This window comes from Rugosimonospora africana, from assembly GCF_016862975.1.
Lineage (GTDB): Bacteria > Actinomycetota > Actinomycetes > Mycobacteriales > Micromonosporaceae > Rugosimonospora > Rugosimonospora africana.
The window spans coordinates 65,609-89,909 of sequence record NZ_BONZ01000013.1 but is presented as its reverse complement, the minus strand read 5'-3'; the positions used below and the strand labels follow the sequence as shown (position 1 = coordinate 89,909).

General features: G+C 70.7%; 22 protein-coding genes. 9 read left to right on the top strand and 13 right to left on the bottom strand.

The window, feature by feature from the left end; translation table 11 throughout:
* Positions 1-43 precede the first annotated feature (43 nt).
* Positions 44-1,048 carry an aldo/keto reductase gene (locus tag Raf01_RS06130; RefSeq protein ID WP_203916741.1) on the top strand — a complete coding sequence of 335 codons (1,005 nt, stop codon included), beginning with the start codon at positions 44-46 and terminating at the stop codon, positions 1,046-1,048.
* Between the two features lie 113 nt (positions 1,049-1,161).
* Here Raf01_RS06130 and katG read toward each other — a convergent pair whose 3' ends face one another.
* The 3 genes from katG to Raf01_RS06115 all read right to left on the bottom strand — a co-directional run bounded on the left by katG (position 1,162) and on the right by Raf01_RS06115 (position 4,713).
* Positions 1,162-3,393, bottom strand: a complete 2,232-nt coding sequence (gene katG / locus Raf01_RS06125; RefSeq protein ID WP_203916740.1) for a catalase/peroxidase HPI — start codon at positions 3,391-3,393, stop codon at positions 1,162-1,164.
* 39 nt (positions 3,394-3,432) lie between these two features.
* Positions 3,433-3,837: a Fur family transcriptional regulator gene (locus Raf01_RS06120; RefSeq protein ID WP_203917067.1), complete on the bottom strand. Its 405-nt coding sequence runs from the start codon at positions 3,835-3,837 to the stop codon at positions 3,433-3,435.
* Positions 3,838-3,957: 120 nt separating this feature from the next.
* Positions 3,958-4,713, bottom strand: coding sequence for a M15 family metallopeptidase (locus Raf01_RS06115; protein WP_203916739.1), 756 nt, complete (start codon positions 4,711-4,713; stop codon positions 3,958-3,960).
* 200 nt (positions 4,714-4,913) lie between these two features.
* Here Raf01_RS06115 and Raf01_RS06110 point away from each other — a divergent pair, with 200 nt between their 5' ends.
* Positions 4,914-5,837 (top strand): L,D-transpeptidase family protein, encoded by a 924-nt coding sequence (locus Raf01_RS06110; protein WP_203916738.1) that lies wholly within the window; start codon positions 4,914-4,916, stop codon positions 5,835-5,837.
* A gap of 89 nt (positions 5,838-5,926) precedes the next feature.
* Complete coding sequence (locus tag Raf01_RS06105; RefSeq protein ID WP_203916737.1) at positions 5,927-6,643, top strand: isocitrate lyase/PEP mutase family protein; 717 nt, start codon at positions 5,927-5,929, stop codon at positions 6,641-6,643.
* 50 nt (positions 6,644-6,693) lie between these two features.
* Here the strand turns inward: Raf01_RS06105 and Raf01_RS06100 are convergent, their stop codons facing one another.
* The 4 genes from Raf01_RS06100 to Raf01_RS49395 form a co-directional block, all read right to left on the bottom strand.
* Positions 6,694-7,275, bottom strand: coding sequence for a transcriptional regulator (locus tag Raf01_RS06100; RefSeq protein WP_203916736.1), 582 nt, complete (start codon positions 7,273-7,275; stop codon positions 6,694-6,696).
* Entirely contained in the window at positions 7,275-8,426 is a 1,152-nt protein-coding gene (locus tag Raf01_RS06095; protein WP_239133410.1) for a PEP/pyruvate-binding domain-containing protein, read from the bottom strand. The genes Raf01_RS06100 and Raf01_RS06095 overlap by 1 nt, the downstream gene beginning before the upstream one ends.
* Complete coding sequence (locus tag Raf01_RS06090; RefSeq protein ID WP_203916735.1) at positions 8,423-8,812, bottom strand: DNA-binding protein; 390 nt, start codon at positions 8,810-8,812, stop codon at positions 8,423-8,425. Before Raf01_RS06090 ends, Raf01_RS06095 begins: the two co-directional genes overlap by 4 nt.
* Before the next feature lie 123 nt (positions 8,813-8,935).
* A complete protein-coding gene (locus tag Raf01_RS49395) occupies positions 8,936-9,154 on the bottom strand; it encodes a DUF3072 domain-containing protein (RefSeq protein ID WP_239133409.1) in 219 nt (72 codons plus the stop codon).
* 142 nt (positions 9,155-9,296) lie between these two features.
* Between Raf01_RS49395 and Raf01_RS06080 the strand changes: the two genes are divergently transcribed.
* The 4 genes from Raf01_RS06080 to Raf01_RS06065 all read left to right on the top strand — a co-directional run bounded on the left by Raf01_RS06080 (position 9,297) and on the right by Raf01_RS06065 (position 12,728).
* Positions 9,297-10,091: a class I SAM-dependent methyltransferase gene (locus Raf01_RS06080; protein ID WP_203916734.1), complete on the top strand. Its 795-nt coding sequence runs from the start codon at positions 9,297-9,299 to the stop codon at positions 10,089-10,091.
* A gap of 141 nt (positions 10,092-10,232) precedes the next feature.
* On the top strand, positions 10,233-10,634 hold the full coding sequence (locus Raf01_RS06075; protein WP_203916733.1) for a hypothetical protein: 402 nt from the start codon (positions 10,233-10,235) through the stop codon (positions 10,632-10,634).
* A gap of 105 nt (positions 10,635-10,739) precedes the next feature.
* Positions 10,740-11,651, top strand: coding sequence for a hypothetical protein (locus Raf01_RS06070; protein ID WP_203916732.1), 912 nt, complete (start codon positions 10,740-10,742; stop codon positions 11,649-11,651).
* 72 nt (positions 11,652-11,723) lie between these two features.
* Positions 11,724-12,728, top strand: coding sequence for an aldo/keto reductase (locus Raf01_RS06065; protein ID WP_203916731.1), 1,005 nt, complete (start codon positions 11,724-11,726; stop codon positions 12,726-12,728).
* A gap of 68 nt (positions 12,729-12,796) precedes the next feature.
* Here the strand turns inward: Raf01_RS06065 and Raf01_RS06060 are convergent, their stop codons facing one another.
* Genes Raf01_RS06060 through Raf01_RS06045 form a run of 4 tightly spaced genes read right to left on the bottom strand, consistent with a single transcriptional unit; the run spans position 12,797 to position 17,888 of the window.
* Positions 12,797-13,441, bottom strand: a complete 645-nt coding sequence (locus tag Raf01_RS06060; RefSeq protein ID WP_203916730.1) for a response regulator transcription factor — start codon at positions 13,439-13,441, stop codon at positions 12,797-12,799.
* A complete protein-coding gene (locus Raf01_RS06055) occupies positions 13,429-14,661 on the bottom strand; it encodes a sensor histidine kinase (RefSeq protein WP_239133408.1) in 1,233 nt (410 codons plus the stop codon). The genes Raf01_RS06060 and Raf01_RS06055 overlap by 13 nt, the downstream gene beginning before the upstream one ends.
* Before the next feature lie 27 nt (positions 14,662-14,688).
* Positions 14,689-17,172: an ABC transporter permease gene (locus Raf01_RS06050; protein WP_203916729.1), complete on the bottom strand. Its 2,484-nt coding sequence runs from the start codon at positions 17,170-17,172 to the stop codon at positions 14,689-14,691.
* On the bottom strand, positions 17,169-17,888 hold the full coding sequence (locus Raf01_RS06045) for an ABC transporter ATP-binding protein (protein ID WP_203916728.1): 720 nt from the start codon (positions 17,886-17,888) through the stop codon (positions 17,169-17,171). The genes Raf01_RS06050 and Raf01_RS06045 overlap by 4 nt, the downstream gene beginning before the upstream one ends.
* A gap of 200 nt (positions 17,889-18,088) precedes the next feature.
* Between Raf01_RS06045 and Raf01_RS06040 the strand changes: the two genes are divergently transcribed.
* Together Raf01_RS06040 and Raf01_RS06035 are read left to right on the top strand one after the other, a co-directional pair.
* Positions 18,089-19,276 (top strand): DUF418 domain-containing protein, encoded by a 1,188-nt coding sequence (locus tag Raf01_RS06040; protein WP_203916727.1) that lies wholly within the window; start codon positions 18,089-18,091, stop codon positions 19,274-19,276.
* 123 nt (positions 19,277-19,399) lie between these two features.
* Positions 19,400-22,537 carry an ATP-binding protein gene (locus Raf01_RS06035; RefSeq protein WP_203916726.1) on the top strand — a complete coding sequence of 1,046 codons (3,138 nt, stop codon included), beginning with the start codon at positions 19,400-19,402 and terminating at the stop codon, positions 22,535-22,537.
* Here the strand turns inward: Raf01_RS06035 and Raf01_RS06030 are convergent.
* Both Raf01_RS06030 and Raf01_RS06025 read right to left on the bottom strand, forming a co-directional pair.
* On the bottom strand, positions 22,521-23,264 hold the full coding sequence (locus Raf01_RS06030; protein ID WP_203916725.1) for an ABC transporter permease: 744 nt from the start codon (positions 23,262-23,264) through the stop codon (positions 22,521-22,523). The two genes, Raf01_RS06035 and Raf01_RS06030, sit on opposite strands and share 17 nt — an antisense overlap.
* Positions 23,261-24,205 (bottom strand): ATP-binding cassette domain-containing protein, encoded by a 945-nt coding sequence (locus Raf01_RS06025; protein WP_203916724.1) that lies wholly within the window; start codon positions 24,203-24,205, stop codon positions 23,261-23,263. The genes Raf01_RS06030 and Raf01_RS06025 overlap by 4 nt, the downstream gene beginning before the upstream one ends.
* Positions 24,206-24,301 lie beyond the last annotated feature (96 nt).

Below are 24,301 nucleotides of genomic sequence, written 5' to 3'. Positions count from 1 at the left end.
CGGGCTTGACCTCGAGCACACTCGAAGCGCCAGGCTGGTACCCATGAATCAACGACAACTGGGCGCGTCCGGACCGGCCGTCAGCGCGATCGCGCTGGGCTGCATGGGCATGAGTCACGCGTACGGGGTGCGTGACGACGACGAATCCGCCCGTACCCTGCACCGGGCGCTGGACCTCGGTGTGAACCTGCTGGACACCGCCGACGTGTATGGCGCCGGTGACAACGAGCGGCTGATCGGGCGGGTACTGGGCGGCCGGCGTGACGAGTTCATCCTGGCCACCAAGTTCGGGCTGCGCAGCAGCGGCGACGGCCCGGCCCGTTCCGACGCACCGACGTCCTATGTGGACACTTCTCCGGAGTGGGTACGCGAGGCGTGCGACGCCTCCCTCACCCGGCTCGGAATGGACACCATCGACCTGTACTACGCCCACCGGCGCAACCCGGCCGTACCCATCGAGGACACCGTGGGCGCCATGGCCGAACTCGTCGCGGCCGGGAAGGTACGCCACCTCGGACTGTCCGAGGTCAGCGTCGACACGTTGCGCGCGGCGCACGCCGTGCACCCGATCGCCGCGGTACAGATGGAATACTCGCTGTTCACCCGCGATGTCGAGGACGGCATGCTTCAGGCGTGCCGGGAACTCGGGGTGGCGCTGGTCGCCTACTCACCGGTCGGGCGCGGCATGCTCACCGGCACTCCGCTCACGCCGGACCAGTTGGCGGCCGACGACTTCCGGCGCGGCCTGCCCCGCTTCTCCGGCGCCAACCTGGACACCAACCTGCGGCTGGCGGACGCGGTCCGCGCCCTCGCGGATGAGCTGGGCGCCACCGGAGCGCAGGTCGCCCTGGCCTGGCTGCTGGCTCAGGACGAACTGGTCATCCCGATTCCGGGTACCAAGCGGGTGAAGTACCTCGAAGAAAACGTCGCGGCCGAAGGTATCTCGCTGTCGGCGCGGCAGCTGGCCCGCATCGGCGAGGTCGTGCCGCGCGAGCTGGTGTCCGGCGACCGGTACGGCGGCAAGGGCATGCAGATGCTCGGCAACTGATACAGGTCCGGGCCGGCTCATCACGAGCCGGCCCGGACCTGTGATCGGAGACGCTGGGCGACTGGTCTGGGTCGTGGCGCGGCGTCAGACGCGCCGAGCCAGACTGGTCGGGGTCAGACGAGGTCGAACCGGTCGAGGTCCGACACCTTGACCCACGCCGCGACGAAGTCGCGCACGAACTTCTCCCGGGCGTCGTCACTCGCGTAAACCTCGGCGAGCGCGCGCAGTTCCGAGTTCGACCCGAAGAGAAGGTCGACGCGGCTGCCGGTCCACTTGACCTCGCCCGTGGCGGAGTCGCGGGCCTCGAAGGCGCTCCCGTCCTCGGCCGCGGGCTTCCACGTCGTACCCAGGTCGAGCAGGTTGACGAAGAAGTCGTTGGTCAGCGAACCCGGGGTCTTCGTGAGAACGCCCAGCGACGACTGCTGGTAGTTCGCACCCAGGACGCGGAGACCGCCGACGAGGACGGTCATCTCCGGCGCGCTCAGGTTCAGCAGGTTGGCCTTGTCGACCAGGAGGAACTCGGCCGGCAGGCGGGTGCCCTTGCCGAGGTAGTTGCGGAACCCGTCCGCGGCCGGCTCGAGCGCGGCGAAGGACTCCACGTCGGTCTGCTCCTGCGACGCGTCCGTGCGCCCCGGGGTGAACGGGACCTCGACGTCGTAGCCGGCGTTCTTGGCGGCCTGCTCGACCGCCGCGGCCCCACCGAGCACGATCACGTCGGCGAGAGAGACCTTCTTCCCGCCGGTCTGGGATGCGTTGAACGACTCCTGGACGCCCTCCAGGGTGCGCAGTACCGCCGCCAACTCTTCGGGGTTGTTGACCTCCCAGCCGTTCTGCGGTTCAAGCCGGATGCGCGCCCCGTTGGCGCCGCCGCGCTTGTCGCTGCCGCGGAACGACGCGGCCGACGCCCACGCGGTGGAGACCAGCTGGGACACCGACAGCCCGGAGGCGAGGAGCTGACCCTTGAGGGTGGCGATGTCCTGCGCGTCGATCGTCTCGTACGTGGCCGCCGGGATCGGGTCCTGCCAGAGCAGGGTCTCGGTCGGGACCTCCGAGCCGAGGTACCGGACGATCGGGCCCATGTCGCGGTGGGTCAGCTTGAACCAGGCCCGGGCGAAGGCGTCCGCGAACTCGTCCGGGTGCTCCAGGAAGCGCCGCGAGATCTGCTCGTAGACCGGGTCGAATCGCAGCGCCAGGTCGGTCGTCAGCATCGTCGGGGCGTGCTTCTTGGCCGGGTCGTACGCGTCCGGGACGGTGTCCGCACCCGCGCCGTCCTTCGGCTGCCACTGGTTTGCCCCGGCCGGGCTCTGGGTCAGCTCCCACTCGTACCCGAACAGGATCTCGAAGAAGCTGTTGTCCCAGGTGACCGGGGTGTTGGTCCAGATGCCCTCGAGCCCGCTGGTGATCGCGTCCGGGCCCTTGCCGGTGCCGAACGAGTTCGTCCAACCCAGGCCCTGGGCCTCGAGCGGCGCACCCTCCGGCTCGGCGCCGACGTGGTCCGCGGTGCCCGCGCCGTGGGTCTTGCCGAAGGTGTGGCCGCCGGCGATCAGCGCCACCGTCTCCTCGTCGTTCATCGCCATGCGGCGGAACGTCTCGCGGATGTCCCGGGCCGAGGCGATCGGGTCCGGGTTGCCGTTCGGGCCCTCGGGGTTGACGTAGATGAGGCCCATCTGGACCGCGGCGAGCGGCGTCTCCAGCTCCCGGTCACCGGTGTAGCGCTCGTCACCGAGCCAGGTGGTCTCGGGACCCCAGTAGACGTCTCCGTCGGGCTCCCACACGTCCGCGCGACCGCCGGCGAACCCGAAGGTCTTGAAGCCCATCGACTCCAGGGCGACGTTGCCGGTGAGGATCAGCAGGTCGGCCCACGAGAGGTTCTGGCCGTACTTCTTCTTGACCGGCCAGAGCAGGCGGCGGGCCTTGTCCAGGTTGCCGTTGTCCGGCCAGCTGTTGAGCGGCGCGAAGCGCTGCTGCCCGGAGCCGGCGCCGCCGCGACCGTCGCTGATGCGGTAGGTGCCGGCGCTGTGCCACGCCATCCGGATCATGAACGGGCCGTAGTTCCCGAAGTCGGCCGGCCACCAGTCCTGAGAGGTCGTGAGGACCTCAGCGATGTCCCGCTTCACGGCGGCGAGGTCGATGGTCTTGAATGCCTCGGCGTAGTTGAACTCCTGGCCGAGGGGGTTGGCCACGGCGGGGTTCTTGGCCAGGACCTTCAGGTTGAGCTGGTTCGGCCACCAGCCGCGGTTGTCGCCGCCCTGAGTCGGGTGGGGGGCGCGTCCGTGCGCGACCGGGCAGCGAGACTCGCTTCCCGCGTCTGCGTCGTGAACGACGGCGTCGTGGTTCTCGGACATCGGGTTCCTTCCGTGACTTGACTGGGCGGATCAGAGGGATCAGGGGTTGCCTGGGGTGGAACAGTCGGGGCACCAACCCCAGTAGGTGACCTCGGCCTCGTCGATCGCGAAGCCCCCGTCGTCGGACGCGACCAGGCAGGGCGCCTCGCCGACGGCGCAGTCGACGTCGGCGATGCGGCCACACGAACGGCACACGACGTGGTGGTGGTTGTCGCCGACCCGGGACTCGTAGCGAGCCACGGAGCCGGATGGCTGGATGCGCCGTACCAGACCCGCGGCGGTCAACGCGTGCAGCGAGTCGTACACGGCCTGGTGGGAGACCCGGGGGAGATCTTCGCGCACGGCGCCGATGAGCGAGTCCGTGTCAGCGTGCGGGTGCGCGTGCACCGCGTTCAGCACCGCCACCCGGGGAGTGGTGGCGCGCAGCGCGGCCCCTCGCAGCATCCGCTGGAGTTCCAGGGTCGTGGCCACGCCTCGTAGTCTGGCCAGTTTTCTGGAATCAGTCAAGAATATGGCGAGAGGTCACGGGTAGTGTCCATGTGGACACGTGCTGTCGCGAGGGGTTCAGCCGCCGGTCTTGCTGAAGTGCTGGTAGTCCGGGCCGTCGCTCCACCGGCCGCCCCACTGCCAGCCGACCGCGGCGAACGCCCGTACCAGCACGCCGCCCTTCACCGCCATGCCCGGTCGCACCTTCGACCGGTCCCGGTACGCGGAGCCGGCCGCCGGCAACACCTGCCCACCGAAGACGTACGGGTTCTCCACCGTGTTGACGTCGATCGCCTCGCCGTAGGCGTGCACCGACCACTGTGGAGGGCCGTCCGCGACCGCGTTGCGACAGTTGAAGCCGGACGTGTTGTCCGCCGCCATCGATGCCGGATCGCTGCCGCCGTAGACGTCCTCGGGCTGCATCTGACGGATCGGGAACCGTTGCCGGTACAGGCTTTCGAAGACCTTCAGCACATCCGGTACCACCGACTTGTTGACCACCATCGTGCCCACGTGCGGCGCGTTGTCGAAGCCCCAGTAGCTCAGGTGCAGCAGGCTCAACTGGCTGGGGCCGACCGGGCATCCGGAATGCCACGTGTGCGCCACGGTGTCCGCGGTGACCGGTGACGCGGTACCGACGAACGGCGCCGGGCCGCCGGTCGGGGTGGCGGACGGTACCGGTGACGGGCTCGGCGACGGTGACGCCACGCCGGAACCGTGCCACACCGCCGAAGTCAGCCCCGAGCCGTGGCCGCAGCCGGCGAGTGCGGAGCCGGCCAGCACGAGGCCGGCGACCAGAACCGCCTTCCGCCCGCTCACCCGGCGCACAGTCACGCGCGCACTCTACGCGGCCGGGTGCTGGCGAATCGTCCGACCCGCCTGGAGTTCTGCCGAAACGCGACCACCGGGGAGTCGTCCGTTCGGCCAGCATGATCAACCTGGAGTTCGATGACGCCCCGATCTTTCCTCGAAATCTACAACCACCGTGGTAGCGTCACGCGGCTTGCGAACGCCGGCCGCTTGGAGGAGTACGGATGCGAACCCCGCTGGGGCGGACTGCGGTTGGCGCTCTCGCGGTGGTGCTACTCGGCGGGCTCGGACTGACCTCCTGCGGATCCTCGGCCCGCAACAGCGCGGGAGACGCGGGCTTGATCCCGGCCGGCACCTCGGCGTCCGGACTGACCGGCTCCACGACTCCGTCCGCGTCGGCGAGCCAGTCGCCCGTACCGTCTCCGAGCGCGGCACCGTCCCGCACGCCGAGCCGGTCCGCCAAGCCGTCCACCACCCGGACGCCGTCGGGCGGGCATTCCTCGACCACCAAGGCCGCGACGCCGGCCACATCGAGCAATCTCGCCTCCCGGTTGCACACGATCCCGGCCAGTACCCGCCAGCTCATCGTGGTCTACAGCAACGGCTACGGCACCAGCGTCGCGACGATCGAGACGTTCGAGAAGGTCAGCGGCGTGTGGCGGCCGAAGTCCGGTGCGATGAGCGCGCGGATCGGCACCAAGGGATTCAGCGACAACCACGTGGAGAATGACCCCACGACGCCGACCGGGGTCTACAGCATCGGTTCCACCATGTACGGCGTGAACAGCAATCCCGGCGTCAGGTACAGCTACCACCAACTGGTGGCCAATGACTACTGGAACGAGAACCCCAGCTCGTCGACGTACAACAGCTTCGTGCACGGCACGAACCCGGGCGGGGGCAGCGAGGCGCTGTGGCAGACCGTGCCGCAGTACAACTACTTCGCGGTCATCAACTACAACATCCCGGCGGTATCGGCCACACCGGCGCGCGGCAGCGGCATCTTCCTGCACCAGATGGGCAGCGGCGGCACCGCCGGCTGTGTCTCGTTGGGACAGTCCGATCTGACCCGGGTGCTGGACTGGCTGGATCCGGCCGCCTCCCCGCGCATCGTGATGGCGCCCAGCCAGAACCTCAGCCGGTACTAGAGAAGCCGGCCGTTCGGCATGAATTGGCCCACAGAGCTGTCGCCGAAATGGACCAGGATCCAGTGCCACCCGGGACGTAGCGTGTGCGCATGACCGTTTCCACTTTCCGCGCCCTGCACCACGGCCGCGCCGCCGGCGACCCGCTCGTCCTGCCCGGCCCCTGGGACGCGGCCAGCGCCCGGGTCTTCGCCGACGCCGGCTTCCCCGCGCTGGCCACTCCGAGCGCCGGGGTCGCCGCCTCGCTCGGTTACCAGGACGGCTCGACCCCGCCCGGCGAGATGTTCGCCGCGGTGGCGCGGATCGTCCGAGCCGTCTCCGTGCCGGTATCCGCCGACATCGAGGGCGGTTACGGCCTCGCCCCGGGGGAACTGGTCGGGCGGCTCCTTGAGACGGGCGCGGTCGGCTGCAACCTGGAGGACTCCGAGGAGCACACCACGCTCAAGGACCCGCATCGGCACGCGGACTGGCTGGCCGAGGTACGGGCGGAGGCGGGTGACGCTCTGTTCATCAACGCGCGCGTCGACACCTTCCTGATCGGCACGGGTGATCCGGCCGACGCCGTGGCGCGTGCCCGCCTGTACGTGGCGGCCGGCGCCGACTGCGTGTACCCGATCATGGCGCCGTCCGAGGTGGTACCGGTGCTGCGGGAGGGTATCGAGGGCCCGATCAATCTGGCTGCCGGACCGGACAAGGAGTCGGTGACCGAGCTGGGTCGGCTGGGCGCGACGCGTATCACCTTCGGCCCCAGGTTGCAGCGGTACGCGATGGAGGCGACCCGCGAACTCGCAGCGCGGCTGCGCGAGTGAGACCGTCCGCACCTGGCGGCTAGCTCATCGGGAGAGGCTTGGCAGCCAGCTCATCGGGAGAGGTTGAGCGTGGCGACAAGATCCTCGTGAAGCTCGAACCAGACCCGGTGGCACGAGTCGACCTCCATGCCGGTCATCCAGGCCGGGTCGCTTTGAGCGTTGGCGAGTGCTCCGGTGAACCGACTGTGGTAGCCGGTGAAACGAGTCAGGTGCGCGGTCAGGCTGTGTTCGAGGTCGCGGAGCGCTTCGGCGATCTCCGCGAACCGGCGGGTGGCGGAATCCTGCCCAAGGCCGGTGCCGAGCTGCAGGCCGGTGAACAGCCGCGCGGCCTCGGCATTGAGCGGAAGGAACCGCTCGTGGACGCTAGCCACCATGTCGCGCGCGCCGACCTCGTCGAGTTCATCGCGGAGCAGGCTCTCGTCGCGTAGGCGGCCGGCTTCGGTGAGCGACCACCCGACCAGGTCGGCGAAGGAGGACCTGGTCGCCCAGCCGTATGCCTGAGCGTCGAGGAGTTCTTCGGCCGCCTGCCTTGTGTCGAGGTCGAACCGCGCCGCCACGGCTCCGGTGTCGGCGAATCCCTTGAGCCGGACCGCGTGCAGCACGAGGAGGTCGGTGGGCGACCGGTGGGCCATCAGGAGCGCCTTCCGGTGACCGTGCCGCGCGCTCCATCGATGGTGATCTGCGTTCCGTCGGGAATGCTGGTCAGCGCGGCCCGGGCGCCCGCGACGGCGGGGATCCGGTACTCGCGCGCCACGATCGCCGCGTGACTGAGGACGCCGCCGGTCTCGGTGACGACACCGGCGGCGAGGCGGAACAGCGGTGTCCAGGCCGGGTCGGTGGTGCGGCACACCAGGATGTCGCCGCGCCGTACGCGACGGAACTCGTCGACCGAACGAACCAGGCGCGCCGGCCCGAGCGCCCGCCCGGGGCTGCTCGGTACGCCGGTGACGAGGAGGTGACCGGAGCCCTGCTCGGTTGGTGGTGTACGCGGCGCGTCGAGCGCGGTGATGGGGCGTGACTGCACGAGCCAGATCAGGCCGTCGCGCGCCGCCCACTCGATGTCCTGGGGCCGGCCGAAGAGGTCTTCGCACCGCCGGCCGAGCGCGACCAGCCGGCCGATCCCGTCGACTGTCAGGCAGCCCCGCGCCCGGTCTGCCGTTGGGACTGGCATGCGGACCAGACCGTGGTCGAACAGGTCGACTCGGGTCTGCTTGGTGCCGAGGGTCACCCGGATCGTGTCCGCCGGCGGGGTCACGGTGACCTCGTCTGGCACCACGGTGCCGGCGACGACGGACTCGCCGAGTCCCCAGGACGCGTTGATCACGATCGTGTCGTCGCCGGTCCGCGGGTCGCGGGTGAAGAGCACGCCGGCGTGGTCAGCCTCGACGAGTTCCTGCACGATCACCGGGTCGGCCGCCTCGCCGGTGGGGTCGCCGTGCGGGTCGACGCGCGTCCGGTAGTCCCGTGCGCGCGGGGTGCCGGCCGAGGCGGCGCAGTGCCGGATCGCGGCCAGGACATCGTCGACGGTCCGAACCCCGAGGACGGTCTCCAGCTGCCCGGCGTAGGACGCCCTCTCGGAGTCCTCGCTCAGGCCCGACGATCTGACCGCGACCGCCCGGGCCGGCAGCCGGCTCAGGTGCGCGGAAACCCGTCGCCGGTCGGTACCTGGGTCGGTGACGACGAACCCGTCCGGTACGGGAAGGCCGGCGCGCATCAGGACGGCGAGGGCCTGTGCCTTCCGGCCGCAGGCCGCGTCCGCTTCGATCAGCCGGACGATGCTCACGAACGCTCACCGAGCCGGGCCACAACCCGTTCGTGTCGCTGCTGTGCGGCCTGGGCCGTCCGTACGCCCAGTGCTTCGGCGATCTGTGCCCAGGTCAGCCCCTCCGCGCGGGCGACGAACAGCAGCCCCGCCTCGAGTTGGTCGAGTTCGCCGCGCCCCGCGGCCAGCAACGCGATCGCGGCCAGCAGGTCGTCGGGCAATTCCAGCGCGCTCCGGTCAGTGTTGGCCCGCCACAGTGCCTGGCGGATCAGCGTGACGGCATCGTGCGGCTGGCTGTCGGCCAACCACGGAAGCCGCGGCAGCTCGTCGCCGCCACGGGTCATCAACCGTTTCCGGGCCTGACGCTCGGTGGCGCCGGCCGCCTGGTCCTCGGCTTCTCCGCTCACGCGCCCAGCCTGTCCATCAACAACTTGTTTGTCAACAACTTGTTGATGCCGGTGCGTCCGGAGTGCTCGGTCGAGTCGGAGCGACGCCGCGCGGGATCGGCCGGGCGGCGCCGGCCACCGCGCTCAGCGGCCCCGCCCGGTCTCCTCCTGCAACTCGTCGATGCGTTCCGACGCCTGTGCCTTGGTCAGGTCGTCCGGCACGTCCTCGCCCGCCTCCTGGGCCAGCGTGTGCAGGTAAGAATCCTGCGCCGCCGTCATCGGCTCTTCGCCGGTCACCCAGTCGCTGGGATCCTTGGCGGCCGGGTTCCGCCCGCGCTTGCCATCCCGATCCGTCCTGGACACTGCCACTCCCTCATCCCTGTCGGACTGACTCGAACAGCAGTTCCAATACCCGCCCGACGGGCCGCCCACACCTCTGCGGCGGAGATGCGGCAGGCGGGTAATCGCTTGCCCGGTGGCGATGCCCACATCATGATCGATCACTGTGATCGGTCCGACCTGGCAGCTCTTCGATCGGGTAGCCGGGCAGTACGACGAGGTCGTTCCCTTCTTCGCCGAGTTCGGCGCGGCGATCGTCGAGGCCCTCGCTCCGCCCCCGGGTTCCCGGTTCCTGGACCTCGGTGCGGGTCGAGGTGCGTTGACCGGTCCGGCTCTGCACCGCGGCTGTGCTGTCACGGCCGTCGACGCGGCGCCGGGGATGGCCGGCCGGCTCGCCGCGTCGTACCCCGCCGCGCGGGTGTGCCTGATGGACGCCGAGGCGCTGGCGTTCGCGTCCGGGAGCTTCGATCTGGTCGCGGCGTCGTTCGTCATCCACGTCCTGGGCCGCCCGGCGGCTGGTGTGGCGGAGGCGTACCGGGTCCTGGCACCCGGCGGCCGGTTCGCCTTCACCGGTGGCAGTGCGCGCAGTCAAGGCGCGTTTGAGGCTGGGCCGGCACTGTCCGAGAGCCAGTCACTGGGCGCGCGCCTGAACGCGTTGTTCCTCGAGTTCGATGAGTTCCTGCCGCCCGGTGGCAGCATGGGCCACCCAGTAGACGCCGCGGACCTGCTGACCGAGGCCGGCTTCGTCGATCTCCGCGAGCATCGGGCCGAGGCCACTGTGCACTTCGCGGACAATGAGACGCTGTGGCGCTGGGCGATGTCCCACGGCTACCGGGCATTCGTCGAGGATCTGCCGGAGGAGCACCGCCGCGAGTTCCATGCGCGCGTGCTCGCGCTTCCTTCGGACAACCGAGTGCTGTGGCGACCCAGTGGTGTGTGGTCCGGGCGCAAGCCGTCGTGACGGTGCAATCAGCCCCACTCGTGCCTTGTGGGATCATGACGGCTCATGCGCGCGATCTTCGCGCCAGAGCATTTGGAGGACCTTGTGCGCAAATTGGCGCAACGACTGGCCATCTCGATTACTTCCGCGACTGTCGCGGCGGTGGCTCTCGCTTCGCCCGCACACGCCGCTTCGAACCCGTACAGCGCCGCACAGGCATGCAGCAACGACTTCGGTGGTTCGTGGGCCAGCGTCACCGGCGGCCACCAGGCGATCACCGCGCCGGACGGCACCAAGGTGGGCGACGTCTACCTGATGTACAACAGCGGCACCGGGTACAACTGTGTCGCCACCCTGAAGAGCGTGGCTGTGGGCTCGGCGACCGGTGTGGAGGCCGGAATCCGGGTAGAGGGCGGTTCCTGGGTCTACGCGTCCGGGAACTTCAAGTACTACGAGACGATCCAGCGCTCCGCTGTGGACAAGTGTGTGATGTACGACGGCGACGTTCTGTACGGCACCAACTGGGAGGGTGCCGGCCGGTACAGCTGGGGCAACTGCGGCTGAGCCCGCACCGCAGGGCCGCACGTACCGGGTGCGGCCCTGCCACGCCGAGCGGCCCGCGTGTCTTCGGCGTCGGTTAGGTTCTACCGGACGACGAGGAGGCTCCCTGTGAACGCCGATCCCACTACGAACATGGTGGTCTTCCTGCTCGCGCGCGGCGAGGGCGAGCACGCGATCGCCGGGGCGCCGACCCAGGCCGACGATTGCGTACGGCAGGCTTGGGACCGCGCGTCACGGGAGCACCGCGCGCGGCCGGACGAGGTCACCGCCATCTACACCGAGTGGGAGGCGTCGGACAAGGACAACCGCTTCATCGCGGAAACCTTTCCCCGGGCGGAACTCAGCCACAGCTTCACCCGACCCACCGACGGCGACTGGGAGCCGGCGTTCGCCGCGGCGCGGCAGGCGATGGCGGATGCCGAACAGCGGCGGGAGGCGCAGGACGCGGCCGGCCGGATGGAGCACGTGCGGCAGAACGGTGAGTTGTTGCCGGTGCTGTGGAGCGCGTCGGCGCCGAACGCACCGCTGATGCGCTCGACCATGCCGCACTGGGCCCTGGTTCAGGAGCGGCTGTTCTTCGCGCTCGCCACGGTCGGGCCGACCCCGACGGGCAACATCGGCATGGACCACCTGACCCACGACGGCCATCAGCGGCTCGGTGCGCCGCCGCTGCACGAGCTGTTCGCCCGGGCGGCCGACGGGCTGCGGCGCGGCCTGCAGATCGACGCCCACTCCTCGGAGCGGGGCCAGTTGCTGACCATGCGGCGGGACGGCGGCATGTGTGCCTCGGCCGTGGCGCTGCCCGACTTCTACCAGCGGATGTCGCAGCTGCTGGGCGACGAGCGGATCGTCGTGGGGCTGCCCAGCCCCGATGAGCTGGCCGTCGCCGGGGCGGCGTCGGGCTGGCCGGAGACGCTGCGCGAAATGGTCCTCTCGTCGCCGTACCCGACCGGTGAACTGGTCCCGTCGCTGCTGCTGATCGATCGCTCGGGAGTCCAGTTGCTCGCCGAGCGGGGCTGAGGCGCCGTCCACAGTGGACTACGGTCTCCGCGTGCTTGCCTTCGAGCACACTCGAAGACCTAGCGTCAGACCATGGAGTATCGATTTCTGGGCGCCACCGGGCTGAAGGTCAGTGAACTGTGCCTGGGGGCCATGACCTTCGGCCGCGAGGCCGACGAGCGTACCTCCCACCAGTTGCTCGACCGGTTCGTCGACGCCGGCGGCATGTTCATCGACACCGCCGACGTGTACCACGCCGGTGAGTCCGAGCGGATTGTGGGCCGCTGGCTGAAGACCAGGTCACGCGACGACCTGGTCATCGCGACAAAGGTCTACGGCGCCATGGGCACCGGGCCGAACGACAGCGGAGCCGGCCGTAAACACATCCGCAGCGCGGTCGAGGCGAGCCTGCGCCGGCTCGGCACCGACTACATCGACCTGTACCAGGTGCACGTCTTCGACGACGCCACCCCGCTGACCGAAACGCTGTCCACGCTCGACCAACTGGTCACCAGCGGCAAGGTCCGGTTCCTCGGCGCCAGCAACTACACCGGCTGGCAGCTGCAGAAGTCGATCGACGTCGCCATGCGGCACGGGTGGGAGCCGTTCACCTGCCTGCAGCCGCTGTACAACCTCCTCGACCGGGGCACCGAGCTGGACCTGATTCCGGTGTGCGGCAACGAGGGCGTCGGCGTCATCCCGTGGAGCCCGCTGCGCGGGGGCTGGCTGACCGGCAAGTACCACCGGGACATGAGCGCCCCGCCGCCGGACACGCGAGTGGACCGGGCCGCCAGCCAGGGAGGGGCGGAGCAGTGGGCCGCGTACGCCAACGAGCGCACCTGGAGCATCCTGGACACCCTGCGCGCGGTGGCCGGCGAGACCGGACGCACGCTTGCCCAGGTGGCCCTGCGCTGGCTGCTGCAACGGCCGGCGGTCACCGCGCCGATCATCGGTGCCCGCAACCGGGACCAGCTTGACGACAACCTCGGCGCCACCGGCTGGTCCCTGTCGCCGGAGCAGCTGGACCGGCTGACTTCGGCCAGCGACCGCGAGCTGCCGTACCCGCACAGCCTCCTGGGCCGCTTCCGGCGCCGCTGACCGTCCTTCACCGATGTCGCGGCGGCGCTTCAGCGCGCCGCCGCGGTCCTTCTGCCGCCGACCGCTCTTCACCCGTTGAGATAGGCCAGGACGGCCCGTACCCGTCGATGGGCGTCGTCCGACGGCGGCAGCTGAAGCTTGGCGAAGATGTTCCCGATGTGCTTCTCCACCGACACCGGGGCCAACACCAGTTCGGTGCAGATGGCCGAGTTCGACAGCCCCTGCGCCATCAGGGCAAGCACTTCCCGCTCTCGCGGGGTGAGCGCCTCGATGCCCTGCCGCCCGCCGGTGCGGGCGAACAGCTGCCGTACCACCTCGGGGTCCATCGCCGTGCCGCCGGCCGCGACGCGTTCCACCGCGTCGAGGAAGTCGTCGAGTGCGGTCACCCTGTCCTTGAGCAGGTACCCGACCCCGCCGCGCCCGTCGGCCAGCAGATCCGCCGCGTACGCCCGCTCGACGTACTGCGACACGATGAGCACGTGAGCGTCCGGGTCGGCGGCCCGGATCCGCAACGCCGCGCGCAACCCTTCATCGCGGAAGCCGGGCGGCAACCGCACGTCGACGACCGACAGGTCGGGCCGGTGCTCGCCGACCGCGGCGACCAGGGCGTCGGCGGTGTCGACGGCGGCGACCACGGTGTGCCCGGTCTCGGTCAGCAGCCGCACCATCCCCTCGCGCAGCAGCAACAGGTCTTCGGCGATCACGATGCGCACGGCAGCTCCACTGAGAGGACGGTCGGCCCACCGGCCGGGCTGGTGAGGGTGAGGCCGCCGTCGAGCGCCTCGACACGGCGGCGCAGCCCATCTAGTCCGGCGCCGGTCGGGTCGGCACCGCCCCGGCCGTTGTCGCGGACTTCGACCCGCACAACGTCGCCGGCGCGCAGGACGTCGATCGTGCCGGCCGTCGCCGCCGCGTGCTTGGCGGCGTTGGCAAGCCCCTCGGCTACCACGAAATAGGCTGCCGACTCCACGGCCGCGGGGTACCGGGCGTCCGGGTCGCCGCGCAACTGCACCGGGAACGGGCTGTCGCCGGCGAGCGCGGCCAGCGCGGCGTGCAGGCCACGGTCGGTGAGGATCGGCGGGTGGATGCCCCGTACCAGCCGGCGCAGCTCGCCGAGCGCGTCGTCGAGCTGGCGGCGGGCCAGGTCGACGTCGGGCGCGGCGTCGCCGTCCGCGTGCAGCTTGCGGGCGGCCAGCGCGAGGGTCATGCCGGCCGCCACGATCCGGGCCTGGGCGCCGTCGTGCAGGTCCCGTTCGATGCGGCGCAGCTCGGCGGCCTGCGCGTCGACCACCCGGCGGCGGGTCTCGGCGAGACGGGCCGTCTCGTCGACCAACCGCCGGTGCTCGCCCGGAGCGAGCAGCGCCGCGGCGAGCCGGGCGGGTCCGGCGGCGAGGGTACGCACGATCCCGAGCACCACCGGGAGCAGGGCCAAGCCGATCACGGCGAGCCCGAACCGCCCCGGCGTGGTGGTGAGCAGTGGCTTCATCGGGAACGGCGCGTGCGGATTCGGCACCGCCCACGCCCACGTCGGCGCGACCGCCACGCCCACGCCGACCAGGGCGACGACCAGTCCCGCCCCGCCGGTGACCAGGCCGACCGGGAAGAGCAGGACCAGCCAGGCGAGGTCACGCCAGGTGGCCGGCTGCCCGGCGACCGCGCCGACCCGTTGGCGGACCCGATCGCCGGTGACCGGCACGTACGGCGCGGCGATCGGGACGCCGAGCACCCAACCGGCACGGCGCCGCTCAAGACCGGCGAAGCGACGGGTCACCCAGGCGGCCCCGAGGAAGACGTGCCCGCCCAGGTGGGTGACCGAGGTCACGACGACCGCGAGGGTGGCGGCCAGGCTCCAGGCGAAGCCGAGGACGCCGGCGAACAGGCCCGTCACCACGTAGGCGAGGGCCCGTCCGGTCTTCGCGATCACGTGGCGCATCGCTGCCGAGCGTAGCCGCTCATCCCGTCACGCCTCGGTGGCCAAGCCGCGCCGGCGCAGCAGGAGGCGGGCGGGCAGCGTACCCGCGAGCAGGCCGAGGACCGCGACACCACCGGCCATCGCCGCGTATGTCGCCGGATCGACGAGCCACCTCAGCGCGCCGTCCTGGGCCGTGCTGAACGCGCCGACGACCACTCCGGTCACCGCCGCGCCGAGCAGAAGCCCGGCGAACACTGTCACCAACGCCTCGGCCCCGGCCATACGGTGCAACTGTCCGACTGTCGCGCCCGCCAGCCGTAGATCGGCGTACTCGCGGCGGCGGCTCGCGGTGGCGATCGCGGACGTGTTGACCACGGCGATCGCGGTGAACCCGAGCGAAATCACCACCATCAGCTCCCAGGCGCCCTGCTGCTCCGACGCGTCCCCGGTCGCGGCGGCACCGACCGCCGGCGTGACGCGCAGGCTCGGGAAGTCGGCGAGCAACCGTTGCGCTGTCCCCGGCGTGTAGCGCAGGCCGACCGTGCTGATCAGCCCGCTCGGGTCGTGCGCCGCGACCAGTCCGGCCGGCAGCACCAGATCGCCGAAGCCGCGTGCCCGGGCGTACACCATGGTCAGTCGCAACCGGACCGGTACGCCGTCGGCGAGCCACAACGGCACGACCTGCCCGACTTTCCAGCCGTACTGCCGCACCATCGCTTCGCTCGCGCCCACGCCGTCCGCCGCGTACGCCCCGGACCGGACGTCCAGGTCCAGCGCGCTCTGCCCGGCGGCCAGCAGGCCCTGCGCCGGGTAGTCCTCCGGCTTGCCGCCCTTGACCGCGATCACCCGGGTCGGCAGCAACGCCGCGGCGCCGGTGACGCCCGGAGTGGCAACGAGCCTCCGGGCGGTGGACAGCGGAAGACCACCCGGACCGGTCACCTGCGCGGTCGCCACCGCGTCGCGCGCCACCTGATCCTGCTCGGTCAGTTTGCCCAGCAGGGTGCTGTTGAGCAGCATCGTGGCGTTGATGCCGAACATCAGCACGAGCGGCACCGCGAGCGCCGCGACCCGCCGGTATTCGGCCCGGGCCAGCATTCCCGCCAGCCCGAGCGGCCGGGCCGCAATGGTCAGCGGGCGGACCAGATACGGCCCCAGCGCCGCGACCGCGCACAGCAACAGGGCCGACGACACGAAGCTCATCCCCATCCCCAGAGGCCCGCCGAGCGGCACGAACGTCAGGATCGCGGTCGCGCCGCCGGTCGTGACCAGGGCGACGAGCACACGCGGTACCAGGCCGCCGGTCGGGGCGGTGGCAGTCTCGGTGAGTGCCTGGGTCGGGGCGATGCGCACCGAGCGGCGTGCGGCGATCCGCGCGGCCACGAACGTGACCAGCACCCCGGCGAGAGCGCCCAACAGCATGACTGGCAGGTTCACCCGCACCGAGAACTGAGCCGGGACGGCGTGGAGGGCGCGGAACCGGGCGGCGACGACCCGGGCGAACACGATCCCGAGCGGCGCGGCGGGCAGCGCGGCGAGCGCGGCCAGCACGACGCTCTCCAGACCCAGCAGGCGACGAAGTTGGCCGGGCGTGGCGCCGGCGGTCCGCAGCAAAGCCAGTTCGCGCAGCCGTTGCCGTACGCCGAGGGCGACCGTACCGGTGAGCACGAAGACGGCCGCGAACGCGGTGATCCCGATGACGAACCCGAAGATCGAGATCGGTCCGACGTAGTCGGGCAGCGCACCGGGAAGGTCGGCACGCACGCGGTCGTCGCCCGTGTAGACCTCGGCGTCGCCGACGACGCCCCCCAGTTCGACGCCGGGCCGGGCGAACACGCCCACCGCGGTCGGGCCGGCCAGGCCGGACACCGCGGCCACGTCGCCGTCGGCCAGGAACAACGCACCCTGTGCCGCGAGGCCGTCGCGTCCGGCCGGCGCGGCGATGCCGCTGACCCGTACCGAATACTCGCCCGTCCGGGTGGTGACGTGCAGGGTGTCGCTCACCGCGACCCGGCCGCGGGCAGCCAGGTCGGCGTCGATCACCGCCTCGCCGTGCGCGGGTGGGTGGCCGCTTCTCAGCTGGTACGGCGTGAGCACCGCCGACCGCCAGCCGTGACCGATGACCGGGGCGCCATCTGTGCCGCGCAGCGGCATGCCATCGGGCCCCGCGACCTGGACCGGGAAGGCGGCGTCGGCCACCACGCCGGTGACGCCCGGCACGGCCGCGATCCGTGCGGGAAGGTCGGCGGGCAGCGTGCCGGCGCCGGTGAGCCGTTCGTTCTTCACCTTGCGCTTGAGCTTGGTCTTGCCCTCCTTCTTGTGCTTGACGGTCTCCGTCGCGACGCTGACCTGGCGGGCACCGGAGACGACGAGCGGCGCAGCGGCGAACCGGTCGGCCGGCGGCTTCGCGGTCAGCACCGAGAAGAGCAACATGCCCGCGCCGGCGAGCAGGGCGACGGCGAGCATCGCCGCCAGGAAGGTGCCGGCGTACACCCCGCGGTGCCGCCGCAGGGAGCCGATCGCGAGCCGTATCACCGGGCGCTCACCGCCGTCATCTGCGCCGCGACCTTCTCCGCCGACGGGTTGTCGAGCTGAGCGACCACGCGGCCGTCGGCCAGGAACACGACCCGGTCGGCCCAGGCGGCGGCTGCCGGGTCGTGGGTCACCATGACGATCGTCGTACCCAACTCGTCGACGGCCTCCCGCAACAGACCCAACACCTCGCGGCCGGTGGCCAGATCGAGCGCACCGGTCGGCTCGTCCGCGAAGATCACCTCGGGTCGGGCGGCGAGTGCCCGGGCAAGGGCCACCCGCTGGCGCTGGCCTCCGGAAAGCTGAGCCGGCCGGTCGTTTTCGCGTCCACTCAGGCCGACGCGGCGCACGACCTCGCGCGCCCAGGCCCGGTCCGGCCGCACCCCGGCCAACCGCTGGGGAAGCAGGACGTTGTGCCACACCGACAGCGAGTCGAGCAGGTTGTAGGTCTGGAAGACGAACCCCACCAGACGCCGCCGCGTCTCGGTCAGCTTCGGCTCGCGCAGCCGACCGATCTCGTGTCCGCCGAGCTTCACCTGGCCGCTGTCCGGCCGGTCGAGACCGGCCGCACAGTGCAACAGCGTCGACTTGCCGGAGCCGGACGGCCCCATCACCGCCGAGAACGTGCCCGCCGCGAACCCCGCCGACACCCCGTCGAGGGCGCGCACGCCCGGATAACATTTCACCACGTCAAACAGGTCAACCACCGTGTTCCGCATGCCATCAAGCCTTCGGGAACGCGGCCCCGCCCGACACACAGCGCGCCATCGTCTTGTGGGGTATGGCCAGCCATACCCGCGACGGCGCCCGCCCAGGGTTCGCGCGGTGCCGGCAAGGGACGGGTGGGGGGTGTAGACCTACGTCGAAGACGGGGTCGGGCCCCAGCGATTTCGCGGCTTCCATGGCCGAGCCTCGGTGTATGACAGAAACCCTGGCCGCCCGGACCACCGTGGCGGGGCCGGTGCAGCGCGCCGAACGGGCACTCGCTCCCGACCTCGCCCGCGGAGCGATGCTGCTGTTCATCGCGCTCGCCAACGCGGCAAACTGCGCCTTCGCCGGTCAGCCCGGCATTGACGGTACCCCGCACGGGTGGGAGCGGGTCGTCAACTTCTTCATGGTGACCTTTGTGCACAGCCGGGCGTACCCGGTGTTCGCGGTCATGTTCGGCTACGGACTGGTGCAACTGGCGCGTCGCCACGAGGCCGCCGGTACCGACGCGCGCCGCATTCTGCTGCGCCGCAACGCGTTCCTCCTCGGCTTCGGAGTCCTCCACGGCACGCTGCTGTACTTCGGCGACTTCCTCGGCGCGTACGGCATCGTGGGCGTCATCGCCACGCTCATCCTGCTGCGCCGCGGCGACCGGTTCCACCGCGTCGTCCTGTGGTTGTGGACCGCGCAGCTCGCGTACCTCATCGTCCTGCCCGTCCTGGTACTCGTCCATGGCAGGAGTGGCCGGGCGATCCTCACCAACATCCCCGACCCATCGTTGGCCGCGACCTCGTACGGCCGCTCGGTGCTGGATCGGCTGACGGAGTGGCCCCAGCACACCCTGACGGTGATTCCGATCATCGTCATCGCCTGGCTCGGCATGTGGGCCGCGCGCCGCCGCATCCTGGAGAACCCGGCGGCGCACCGGGTCCTGTTGCGCCGCACCGCGATCGGATGCCTCACCATCGTCGTGCTCGGCGCCCTGCCGTACGCGCTGATCGCTGCCGGCCTGGTGCACGCGGACGCCGGGACCATCAAGATCCTGTCGCTGCTGCACGACGTCAGCGGCGAGTACGGCGGCCCAGGTTATGTGGCCCTGATCGGCCTGTTGGCGCTGCGCCTGTCCGACCGTCGCCGGCCGGTCGTCAACGCCATCGCCGCACTGGGCCAGCGCTCGCTGAGCGGGTACCTGTTCCAGTCGGTGGCGTGGATGATCCTCTTTGCCCCGTTCGCCCTTGATCTGGGCGGCTCCACCTACCCGGCGCTCCTTGCCGGACTCGGGGTGTGGACAGTCTCGGTGTTGGCCGCCTGGGCGATGGACCGCTGGCGGTACCGGGGGCCCGCCGAGCACCTGCTGCGCCGGCTGACCTACAGGCACGCGCAGACCGGAAGGACCTGACGATCCCGCAGCGGGGCCGACCTCTCGGCGTCGCTGAGCCGGCTCACCGCCATGGGGACTCCCCATGGCGGCGCCGGGTCGGCAGCCGCTGACCCGCCAGCCGCCCGTGGCAAAATCTGCCAGGTGCAGATCGGGATGCTTGGGCCATTCGAGGTTCGTACGGACGACGGCGTCCTCGCCGACGTGCCGGGGGACCGGCTGCGCGGGCTGTTGATCGCCCTCGCGCTCGAACCGGGTCACGCGGTCCCGAAGGCGACGCTCGTCGACTGGATCTGGGGTGAGCACCCGCCGTCGGACGCGGCGAATGCCTTGCAACGCCTGGTTTCCCGGCTGCGGAAAGTGCTGCCCGACGGGTCGGTCGAGGGGCAGCCGGACGGCTACCGGTTGAGGGTGGAACCCGACGCCGTCGACGCCGTACGGTTCGAGCGCCTCGTCGGCCAGGCCCGCGGTGACGAGGATCCGCGGCGGGTACGGCGGCTCCGCGAGGCCCTGGCGTTGTGGCGCGGTACGGCCATGCAGGACGTCGCTTTGCCCGACAGTGGGGCGTTTGACGCGGCGGTCACCCGGCTTGAGGGACTGCGCCTGGCCGCGATGGAGGATCGGTTCGACGCGGAGATCGAGTCCGGCCACGGTGTGAAGCTGGTCACGGAGTTGACCGATCTGGTGGCCGCGCATCCGGTGCGGGAACGGCTTGTCGCCGCGTTGATGCGTGCCCTTGTCGCGACCGGTCGCAACAACGAGGCGCTGCTCGTGTACCAGCGCACGAGAGAGACCCTGGCCGACACGCTGGGCGTCGACCCCTCACCGGAGCTGTCCGCGTTGCACGTCGCGCTGCTGCGCGGCGAGTTGGGACGGCCGGAGGAGAGCCGGAAGACCAACCTGCGCGCCGAGCTGACCAGCTTTGTCGGCAAGGACGCCGATCTCGCCGTGGTTCGTGAGTTCGTCGCCGAACACCGGCTCACCACCCTGATCGGGCCGGGCGGCTCGGGCAAGACCAGGCTGGCCACGGAGACCGCGCGCACGCTGCTCGACGACCTGCCCGACGGGGCCTGGCTGGTGGAACTCGCTGCCATCGGCGCGGACGACGACGTGGCGCAGCCGGCGATCGCCGGCCTCGGCCTCCGGGACTCCCTGCTGGGCGGGGCACTGAACGCGGATCTGACGGACCGCTTCATCGCCGCGATCCGCGAGCGAGAGGCGCTGCTGATCCTGGACAACTGTGAGCACGTGATCGAGTCGGCGGCCGCGTTCGCTCATCGGGTGCTCGGGGAATGCCGGCGGCTGCGGATCCTGGCGACGAGCCGGGAACCGCTCGGCATCACCGGTGAGGCGCTGTGGCCGGTCGTGCCGCTGGACCTGCCGGAACGGAACGCCGGCCCCGGCGAGATCGAGTCCTCCCCGGCCGTGCGGTTGCTGCGGGACCGGGCCGGCGCGGTGCGCAGGGATCTCACGGCCGACGCCCACACGTTGTCGACGATGGCGCGCGTCTGCCGGGCGCTGGACGGGATGCCGCTGGCGATCGAACTGGCCGCGGCCAGGTTGCGCACAATGTCCATCGATCAGCTCGCCAACCGGCTCGACGACCGGTTCCGCCTGCTGACCGGCGGCAGCCGCACCGCGTTGCCGCGGCACAGGACGCTGCGCGCGGTGGTGGACTGGAGCTGGGAGTTGCTCAGCGACGCCGAACGGATGGTCCTGCGCAGGCTCTCGGTGTTCTCGGGCGGGGCGAGCCTGGAAGCGGCCGAGCGGGTTTGCGCCGGCGATGGGGTCGAGCCGGACCAGGTGCTCGAGTCGCTCACCGCACTGGCCGAGAAGTCGCTGCTGCTCGCCGAGGGCGACAGCGCACCGCGCTACCGGATGACCGGCACCATCAAGGAGTACGCCGGGCACCGGCTCGCGGAGGCGGGGGAATCGGACCTGGTGCGCCACGCGCATCTCGCCTACGTCACCGAACTCGCCGAGACCGCGGACCCGCGTCTTCGCCGCGTCGAGCAACTGGAATGGCTCGCCGTACTCGATGTCGAGCACGACAACATCGGTTCCGCGATGCGTGGTGCGCTCGCGGCCGGCGAGGCGCAGGGCGCGATGCGGCTCGCCGGGGCCGCCGGCTGGTACTGGTGGCTCCGCGGGTACAAGGCCGAAGGCATCGAGTTGCTCACCGCGGCCACCGAAGTTCCCGGCGAGGTGACCGATGAGGCCCGCGCCATCGTGTACGCGCTTGTCGTACATTTCCTGGGCTCCGGGCGAGGCGATGAGCAGAAGGCGGCGGAGTGGATCCACAAGGCGTACCGGCTCAGCCAGCGCACTCAGTCCCGCGACCCGCGGCTGGGACTGATCGCCCCGCTGGAAGGCATGTTGCAGGGGCCGGACAACCTCCTGTCCGTCTGGGAACCGTTGTTGGACGACGAGGACGCCTGGGTACGCGCACTGGCCCGGCTCCAGCTCGGCAAGATGCGGATCGCGCTCGGCCATGAGGGGCGGGACGCGGACGCGCATCTCGAGCTGGCTCTCAGCGAGTTCCGGGCGCTCGGCGAACGGTTCGGGATCTGGTTCGCGCTGAGCGAACTGGCGGAGCGGACCGCCGTGCGCGGTGAGTTCGCCGGTGCGTGCGAGCACTACGAACAGGCGATCGCGGTGGTCACCGAACTCGGCGCCATTGAGGATGTCATCCGGATGCGGTCGCGACAGGCTCAGCTGTACTGGTTGCTGGGCGATGAGGACTCCAGCGTGGCCGCCCTGGCCGAGGCGCAACGGTGTGCGGAACGGGTCACCTGGCCCGATGCGCTGGCGGAGCTGGCCCTGGTGAAGGCGGAACTCGCGCGTTGGCGCGGCAACGCCGGGGAGGCGCACCAGCACCTCGGCATCGCGACCACCATGCTGCGCGACGAAGCGGAGCGGGCGAGCATCCGGGCGGTGACGCACGACCTGCTCGGCTACCTCGCCGACGATCTCGGCGAGGCCCGGGCGCACCGCGTGGCGGCCTGCGAAGCGGCGACCGAGGCGGGGTACGCACCCATGATCGCGCGGGTACTCGTCGGGGTCGCGGACCTGGCACTGCGTCGCGACCAGCACGAGCAGGCCGCGCGGCTGCTCGCGGCGAGCGCCGGCGTGCGCGGCCTGCCGGATCGGTCCGACCCGGATGTGGCCCGGATCGAGCAGGCCGCGCGGCGCCGCCTCGGCGACACGAGGTTCGCCGAGGCGACGCGGGAGGGCTCGCAGACGAGCTGGTCCCAGCTTGTCGCGGTCACACTCGCTTCTTGAACGTGGCAAGCGCCCACAGGTACCCGACGAGAGCGATTCCGATGCACCAGGCGATGGCGGCGATCGCGTCACCGGAGGACGGTGCGCCGTTGAGCAACCCACGCATGGTCTCGATGATCGGCGTGAAGGGCTGGTACTCCGCGAACTGCCGGATGCCCGCCCCCATCTTGTCCGCCGGTACGATCGCGCTGCTGAAGAACGGCAGCAAGACCAGCGGTACAGCGGCCATGCCCGCCGTTTCCGGAGATTTCGCCGCCAATCCCAGGGCGACCGTGAGCCAGGCGGCCGCGAAACCGAGCAGCACGATCATGCCGACCACGCCGAGCCAGTCGAGAAGACTCGCCGACGGGCTGAATCCCAGCAGGAAGGCCACTCCGATGAGGGCCGCGATGGCGATCAGATTGGTCAGCAGACTGGCGACGACGTGACCGGTCAACACCGCACCGCGACGCACGTCCATGACCTTGAACCGGTTGATGATGCCCCTCGTCATGTCGGAGTTCACCGACGTCGCGGTGGCTCCCAGCCCGTAACAGACGGCCAGCAGCATCAGCCCCGGCGTCGCGTAGTCGATGTAGTCGACGCCGACGTTGAAAGCGTCTCCCAGCATGTACACGAACATAAACATGATCAGGATCGGCATCAGGACCGCGTTGAACACCGAGGTCGGATTCCGCGCGATGTGTTTGAAGTTGCGACGCAACATGGTGACAGAATCGGTGCTCATCGTGCGGTTACCTCCGTGCTGGCGTGGCCGGTCAGGGCAAGGAAAACGTCGTCGAGGTCCGGTGTGTGCACCGAGAACTCTTCGGCGTCGATCGAGTACTCATCGAGCCGGTCCAGCAGGACCCGCAACGATTTCGTCGCGCCGTCGCTGGGCACCCGCAGGGTCAGGTCCTCGTCATCCCGGGTCGAACCGGTCAGGACCCGCGCCGCCGCGTCGAGCTCGACAGTGCTGGCGAACCGGAGCCGGACGTGACTGCCGGGCACCTGCCGCTTGAGGTCGCCCGGAGTGCCCTGGGCAACCAGGCGCCCCTGGTTGAGCACCGCCACCCGGTCGGCGAGCTGGTCGGCTTCCTCAAGGTACTGAGTGGTAAGGAAAATGGTGACGCCGTCGGCCAGCAACTCGCGGACGATCGCCCACATCGTCCGGCGGCTGCGGGGATCCAGTCCCGTGGTCGGCTCGTCCAGGAAAATGATCTGGGGCTTCCCGACCAGCGTCATAGCCAGGTCCAGCTTCCGGCGCATACCCCCGGAGTAGGTGGACACCCGCTTCCGGGCCGACTCCACCAGGTCGAACCGTTCCAGCAACTCCGTGACGACGCGCTTGCCCTCGCCGGAGCCGAGGCGCTTGAGGTCCACCATCAACTGCAGGTTCTCCTGCCCGGTCAGCAGCTCATCCACTGCCGCGAACTGACCGGTGACCCCGATTGCCGCGCGTACCGCCTTGGTCTCGGTCGCGATGTCATGCCCGGCGACCCGTACCGTGCCGCCGTCGGGCTTCATCAACGTGGTCAGCACGTTCACCGTTGTCGTCTTACCGGCGCCATTCGGGCCGAGTAGGGAGAAAACCGTACCGGCGGGGACATCGAAATCGATGCCATCGAGTACGGTCTTGTCCCCGAATGCCTTCCGCAGTCCCGAAACTGCGATCGCTGAACTTGTCATGCGACCACCATCGGCGCCCGGGCCGCCACCGACCTGTCACGCCCCTGACACGGCCCCTGACACGGGCGCTCGCCTACGTGGTCGCCAGCGGGCCGG